Genomic DNA, 6658 nt, shown 5'->3' with positions numbered 1-6658 from the left:
TGGCTGCGCCTCCGTGCGCCGGGAGAAGTTCATGCCGCTCGGCGGTCCCGATGGCGGCAATGGCGGACGCGGCGGGGATGTGGCCGCATCAATGGTGATGCGGGGACCTTCGTCGTATCCGCGGGTTTTCCGTCTGGGTTCTCAGCGGTTGATCACCGTGTTCGGGTGCATGTACGGCAGCTGATCGGCCGGGACCGGAAACTCGGTGTCCTCGCCGAACGGCGAAAGCCCACCGGAACGAGTCGATGACAGTTCGGTGACCGCGTGGCCACCGTCCTCCAGCGAGGGCCAGCCATTGTCGACGTAGGGTTTCTTCGATTTGTTCACCACGACCACATTGTGGCACGCGAGCGACCCGCGAGCACTCTGCCCTCCGCTGTCGCCCGGCGGCGGGTAGTCCACATCCACTAGGCTGACAAAATCGGCAACATTCGGACTGTGACGCGACAACTGATCTCGAGAGCACATGGGTAACTCGTCGGGGAACCCCAAAGCCGTGCCAGGCACACGACCGCAAGCCCGCGACGTAGGTCACGCGGCACTCACGACCGGCACAAGGCCCGGGGAGGCGGGGGAGCCCGCGACCGAATCACTGGCGGGCTGGCTCGCGGCCCGTAGCGATGCGCAGCTGGTGGCCCTGCTCGAACTCCGGCCCGATCTGGCCGTACCACTGCCCTCCTCGATGGCCGTGCTCGCGGCACGCGCCGAGCAGCGCGCGTCGGTGCTGCGCGCCACCGACGATCTCGACACGCTGGAGTTCGCGATCGTGGAAACCCTTGCGGTGCACCGGTCGACGGGGTCGGGTGGGACGCCGATGAGCCGCAAGGCGCTGCGCTCGCAGTTGAAAGATCGCGTTCGGGTCGCGGCGATCGATGCCGCACTGACCCGCTTATCCGATCGCGCGCTGATGTGGAACGACGGTGACGATCTGCATCTGATCCCGACCGCTGCCGAGGCGCTGCCATGGCCGATCGGCGCCGCCACCGAGATTCCGGACGCCCTGACCGAGCCCGAGGTGGTGGCCGCCCTCGCGGCGGTCTCCCCCGCCGAACACGCACTGCTGGACAAACTGGCCGCCACCGGCCCGCGCGGACGCAGCAGGGACGCCGCACCGGGCACGCCCGCCGACCGCCCGATCCAGCAGCTGCTCGCCCGCCGACTGCTGCACTGGATCGACGATGAGACGGTCGAACTCCCGGTCACCGTCGGTCAGGTGCTGCGCCGGGAGCCGGTGACCCATCCACACGCGCTGAAACCGCCGGATCCGACACTGACGAAACACACCCCCGCCGAGGTGAACGCGGTCGCGGCGGGCGAAGTGGGCGAACTGCTCCGGCACTGCGCCGACATTCTGGACGCCCTCGGCCAAGCGCCCGCACCCGCCTTGCGGGCCGGTGGGCTCGGGGTGCGGGAATTGCGCCGCATCGCCAAACAGACCGGAATCGACGAGCCGCGCGCCGGACTGCTCGTCGAACTGCTCGCGGCGGCCAAACTCGTCGAGAAGGGGATGCCGGACCCGCCACCGGAATTCGACTCCACCGACGACTTCTGGGCACCGACCCCGGCCGCGGACGGCTGGCGCGACGCTCCGCCCGCACGCCGCTGGGTGGCGCTGGCACTGGCCTGGCTCGACCTGGACCGCATGCCGTGGATGATCGGTATGCGCGATGCCAACGACAAACCGATCGCTGCACTGTCGATCGAACTGCGCACCCCGCACGCACCGCGCGACCGGCGCACCATGCTGAATCTGCTCGCCGAATATCCGACCGGCGCGGCACTGCATTCCGCCGATATCGGCCGGATTCTGTCCTGGCGACAACCGCGGTGGCGCAGGCACTTTCGCTCCGAGGCGGTCGAGCACACGCTGCAAGAGGCCGCGACGCTGGGATTCATCGGGCGCGGCGCACTCGGCTCACCGGCCAGGGCGCTGCTGCACGGTGTGCCGACCAGCGCATCCGATGCCGAAGCCGCGATGGAATCGGCCCTGCCGGAACCGGTCGATCATGTGCTGGTCCAGGCGGATCTGACGGTTATCGCGCCCGGACCGCTGACCCCCGAATTGCAGAGTCGGGTCGCCCTCGTCGCCGATGTCGAATCCGCAGGTGCGGCAACGGTTTACCGGATCAGCGATACCTCGGTGCGGCGCGCGCTGGATGCCGGGATGACGGCGGCCGAACTGCATACCCTGTTCACCACCCACTCCCGCACACCGATCCCCCAGTCGCTGACCTATCTGATCGATGACGTGGCCCGCAGGCACGGCCAGCTACGGGCCGGAATGGCGCAGGCGTTCGTGCGCAGCGACGATCCAGCGCTGCTGGCTCAGGTGCTGGCCTCGCCGGTGGCGAGTGAACTGGCGCTGCGGGGCATCGCACCCACCGTTGCCATTGCGCAGGCCCCGCTCGGCGAACTGCTCGAACGGCTGCGCGCGGCCGGATTCGCCCCGGCCGGTGAGGATTCGGCGGGCACCATTGTGGATCTGCGCCCGCGCGGCGCCCGAATCGCCGTCCGCCCGCATGCCAGGCAGCCGTATCGCCCGACGCCGCCGAGCAGCGAGCAGTTGGCACTGCTCGTCACGGAACTGCGCGCGGGCGAGCGGGCCGCCAGCGCGCGCAAGGGCGAGGCGGTACGCACCGATGGCACCCGAACCAGTACCGCCGCAACCCTGGCGCTGCTGCAACTGGCGGCGCGGGTGCGGCGGTCGGTCAATATCGGTTATGTCGACGCCCAGGGCGTCGCGTCGCAGCGCGTGGTCGAACCGCTGAAGGTCGGCAACGGCCAGCTCGACGCACTGGACCCGGTGACCGGCGCGATCCGGCATTTCACATTGCACCGGATCGCGTCGGTCGCGCTGCTCGAATAATCAGCCCTTGGCTGCGCCGAGGCAGAAGGTGACCTTCGGATCCGGGACGGTCACGAAGCTGGTCGCATCGGCACCGCACAGCAGTTCGTCGGCCTGGCCGTCGATGCGCTTGACCACCTTGAAGGTGGCCTCCGATGCGGAGCAGTCCACGTACTTGTACGGGTTGGTGCCGACATCGGCATAGCAGCTGCCCTGCTTGAAGTTCGGCGCCAGGCACATGTAGGCCTTGCTACCGCTCACCAGGTCCTCGGTGTATGTGGTGTATTCGGCAGCGCAGTCGAGCTTCTTGTCCGCGGTCTGGAATACCTTGTAGACCGCCTTGGCCGAGGAGCAGTCGACCGGCTCGGATTTGGTGGCCGTCGACGAACTGTCGGTGACATTGATGCAGTCACCGACCTTCGCCTTGGCGGTGTCGGACTTACTTGCATCGTCGAGCGCCGAACAACCGGTCACCGCGGCCACCAATGCACCCACCGCCAGGAGGGCGAGCACAAGACGTGCCAGCAGCCTCGTTCCTGGGAACTTCAACGTGAAACCCTCTCTCACCGAACGCGTTCACGGTAGTCGTGAACGCGGTGAGGATACCGTCACGGTCGTCCGAACCGCATCAGCAGTTCGGACGACCGACCAACCCGGGACGCGGCTCAGTACAACCCGTGCAGTCCGGTCAGCCCCGACAACCCGAGGCTGAGGAATTTCGGGATCAGATTGGCGAGGACCACGATTCCTAAATAGCTCACTGGCAATGCCTTTCGCATTTCGAACATATGGACGTTTGTCCAGTACGTGCACTCTGTCGCTTCGGGCGACCCGATCGTTACGCTTGAAAAGTATGAGGCTCGAGGAGGTCGCCGTCGACCTGTATGCACTCGCCCCTGGGGAGTTCATCGCCGCCAGGGCGGCACGCGTCGCCGAGGCCAAGGATGCGGGCGATAAGGAACTCGCCGCCGCCATCGGCAAATTGCGCAAACCGACGGTAGTCGCGTGGACGGTGAATCTGCTGGCCCGCGCCGCACCCGACGATGTCGAGGCACTGCTGCGGCTGGGCACGGCCTTGCGCGCGGCACAGCGCGAACTGTCCGGCGATCAGTTGCGCGCGCTGACCGTACAGCGGCAGCAGGTGGTCAATGCGCTTGCCAGACGCGCCGGTGCGCTGGCCGCCGACCGCGGACATTCGGTCGGCGAGGGGGTATTGCGCGAGGTGGGACAGACGCTGACGGCGGCGCTGGCCGATGACAAGGTGGCCGAGCAGGTGCGCACCGGAACATTGGCGACCGCGGCGAGTTACGAAGGCTTCGGACCGAGCGGGGCCGCGCTGCGGGCCGTCGATGCAACGGACACAACGGAATCCGCGGCAAAACCGGCGCGGGACGACGCGCGCCAGGACCTCGACGATGCGCTGACAGCCCTCGAATCCGCCCGCACCGCAATGGAAACGGCACAGGACGAGGCCGAGCAGGCGGCGAACCGGTTGGCCGAGAGCGAATCTCGGATCGCGGCCGTGCGCGCGGAACTGGCGCACGCCGAACAGCAGAAGCAATTCGCCCGCACTGCCGAGCGCGGCGCGCAGGACGGGTTGCGCTCGGCGCAGAAGCAACTCGATCGGGCCGAGCGCTGGGTGCAACGGGCCCGCGAGCGCGTCGACGGCGAGTAATTCTCAATCGCGCAGGGTGCCGGGGAAGAGGTACTCGTCCGAGGGCGGCGTGGTGCGGTTCAGCCAGGCATCGAAGAAGCCGGTCAGATCGGTGGGGGATTTCGACTGCATGAAGGCACGGAATTCCGGCATCGAGGCATTGCCGTAGGCGTGCGCGGTATTGAATTGCCGGACGGCGGCGAAGAATATATCGTCGCCCAGCTGTTTGCGCAGCGCGTGCAGGAACAGCGGGCCGCGGTAGTAGACGGAGGTGAATTCATTTCCGGCGCCCGGGTTCTCCAGAGGAATATCCCAGAACTTCGGCTCATTACGATTTTTCCGAATGGTTTTGCGGTATTCGGCGTCGACGTCTTTGCCTTCCATTCGCTCCGGCCACAAATAGTCCGCGGTGTAGCTGGCGAAGCATTCGTTGAGACAGATATCGGACCATTGCCGCACCGATACCGAATCGCCCCACCATTGGTGCGCGATTTCGTGCACCACGGTCGGCAGATCGGTCCACGGCGCGTAGATGGGCCGGGTCTGGGTCTCTAGCGAGAAATCCAGGTCCGCGTCGACGTAGATGCCGCCCGCCGCGTCGAACGGATAGGGCCCGTAGAGCGCCTCCGCGAAGTCGAGGATTTCGGGCAGGCGCAGTTCGGTTTCCCGATTGCGCTCCGCATCCGGGGCGAAGGCGCTGATCAGCGGGGTGCCATTGGCGCGGCGCTGCTCGAGGTAGCTGTAGTGATCGATGGCGACGGTGGTCAGGTAGCCGAGCACCGGTTGGTGTGTCTCCCAGGTGACATTGCGCTTCGCACCGGTGACCGTGTTCCGTGTCCGCACCCCGGTGGAGACCACCTCCCACTCCTCGGGCACCGATGCGTGCAGCGTGAAGGTGGCCTTGTCCAGCGGGGTGTCATTGAGCGGGTACCAGGAGGTCGCCGAACGCGGCTCGCCCGCGACGAAGGCGCCGCCATTGGGCGCATAGGTCCAGCCCGCGCCCTCGGTATCCGCGACCTGGCCCGCGTAGTCGACGGTCACGGTGAACGGCAGGCCCGGCAGTAGCGGCAGCAGTGGCGTCACGGTCAGTTCGTGCTCGCCGTTGCGGTCGAAGGCGGCGGGCAGATAGTTCACCGAGACCATGCGCACATCGGGGCCATTGAAGTCGAGGTTGAACATCCGCAGCGGCTGGGTGGCGGTGGCGTCGATCCGAGTGGAGCCGGTGAGCTGGTGGCTCGGCGGGTCGTAGTCGACGCTGACCTCGTAGTGGTCGGCGTCGTAGCCGCCGTTACCGTCCAGCGGATAGTACGGGTCGTTCTGTCCGGCCGCGCCGACCACCGGATCGGTGTTCGGGGGCACCGGATCGGCCTGCACGGGTACCGGAGCCGCGACCAGCGCGCCGACCACCGCCGCACACCACAACCCGGACAACCTCATTCGATGACCACCCCTTCCGGCCCACCCGACCTGGGTGGATGGTAACCGCCTCAGTCGGCGCTACCGCTGAGCGCCACCGATGCGCCGAGACCGAAGATCATTGCACCACCCGCACCGCCGACCGCCTCCAGCCGTTGCGGTGAACGCGCGAACCAGGCGCGTGCCGATGCAGCCAGCAGGCCCCACGCACTATCGGAGACCAGCGCGATAGCCAGGAAGATGGTGCCGAGCATCAGGAACTGCAATGGCAGCGAACCCGCCGCCGGATCGGCGAAATGCGGCAGCACCGCCGAGAAGAAGACGATCGCCTTCGGATTGGTCAGCCCGACGACGATGCTCTGCCGGAACACCCTCGAATCGGCCGGGTCGACCTTGACGTTCAGTGCCTCGCGCAGCGCCTTGCGCTCGCGAATCGCCTGGATACCGAGGTACATCAGATACAGCGCACCCGTGAACTTCACCACGGTGAGAGCAAGCGCCGATGCCGAGAGCAGGGTGCCGAGCCCGACCGAGACCAGCAGCAGCGCGACGAAAACGCCCACCGCATGGCCCAGTACCGAGACCAGGGCGGCGCGGCGGCCTAGCGCAAGCGCGCGGCCGATGGTGAAGAGCACACCCGGTCCAGGGATGACGATGAGGACAATCGATGCGGCGATAAAAGCCAGCAGATTTGACGCCGGAACCATCCACCGAGTCTATTGCGCGGGCGCAAGGGAATTCGG

Annotated in this window: 6 protein-coding genes and 1 pseudogene; 3 read left to right on the top strand and 4 right to left on the bottom strand. The window is 67.0% G+C overall.

The features are described 5' to 3' along the window. Positions 1-82, top strand: a pseudogene (locus ABZ293_RS18205) (hypothetical protein); the annotation flags it as partial. Between the two features lie 59 nt (positions 83-141). Here the strand turns inward: ABZ293_RS18205 and ABZ293_RS18200 are convergent. Beyond that, positions 142-330 carry a hypothetical protein gene (locus tag ABZ293_RS18200; protein WP_062988419.1) on the bottom strand — a complete coding sequence of 63 codons (189 nt, stop codon included), beginning with the start codon at positions 328-330 and terminating at the stop codon, positions 142-144. A 262-nt stretch (positions 331-592) separates the two neighbouring features. On the opposite strand from ABZ293_RS18200, the gene ABZ293_RS18195 reads away from it, so the two are divergent. Next, positions 593-2866 (top strand): helicase-associated domain-containing protein, encoded by a 2274-nt coding sequence (locus ABZ293_RS18195; protein ID WP_355181944.1) that lies wholly within the window; start codon positions 593-595, stop codon positions 2864-2866. On the opposite strand, the gene ABZ293_RS18190 is transcribed toward ABZ293_RS18195, so the two are convergent. Next, positions 2867-3394, bottom strand: coding sequence for a hypothetical protein (locus ABZ293_RS18190; protein ID WP_354959195.1), 528 nt, complete (start codon positions 3392-3394; stop codon positions 2867-2869). It lies immediately after the preceding gene. 304 nt (positions 3395-3698) lie between these two features. Between ABZ293_RS18190 and ABZ293_RS18185 the strand changes: the two genes are divergently transcribed. Further along, a complete protein-coding gene (locus tag ABZ293_RS18185) occupies positions 3699-4520 on the top strand; it encodes a hypothetical protein (protein WP_355181902.1) in 822 nt (273 codons plus the stop codon). 3 nt (positions 4521-4523) lie between these two features. Here ABZ293_RS18185 and ABZ293_RS18180 read toward each other — a convergent pair whose 3' ends face one another. Both ABZ293_RS18180 and ABZ293_RS18175 read right to left on the bottom strand, forming a co-directional pair. Next, positions 4524-5936 (bottom strand): M1 family metallopeptidase, encoded by a 1413-nt coding sequence (locus tag ABZ293_RS18180; RefSeq protein WP_355181900.1) that lies wholly within the window; start codon positions 5934-5936, stop codon positions 4524-4526. A gap of 50 nt (positions 5937-5986) precedes the next feature. After that, complete coding sequence (locus tag ABZ293_RS18175) at positions 5987-6622, bottom strand: LysE family translocator (RefSeq protein WP_355181898.1); 636 nt, start codon at positions 6620-6622, stop codon at positions 5987-5989. Between the last annotated feature and the right edge of the window lie 36 nt (positions 6623-6658).

This window comes from Nocardia sp. NPDC005998, from assembly GCF_040614395.1.
GTDB lineage: Bacteria > Actinomycetota > Actinomycetes > Mycobacteriales > Mycobacteriaceae > Nocardia.
The sequence above is the reverse complement of the archived record's forward strand: the minus strand, read 5'-3'. Positions and strand labels throughout refer to the sequence as shown.

Excerpts from the sequence above, each read along its gene's own strand:
- ABZ293_RS18185 (WP_355181902.1), top strand. The coding sequence starts at position 3,699 with ATGAGGCTCGAGGAGGTCGCCGTCGACCTGTATGCACTCGCCCCTGGG.
- ABZ293_RS18180 (WP_355181900.1), bottom strand. The coding sequence starts at position 5,936 with ATGAGGTTGTCCGGGTTGTGGTGTGCGGCGGTGGTCGGCGCGCTGGTC.
- ABZ293_RS18175 (WP_355181898.1), bottom strand. The coding sequence starts at position 6,622 with ATGGTTCCGGCGTCAAATCTGCTGGCTTTTATCGCCGCATCGATTGTC.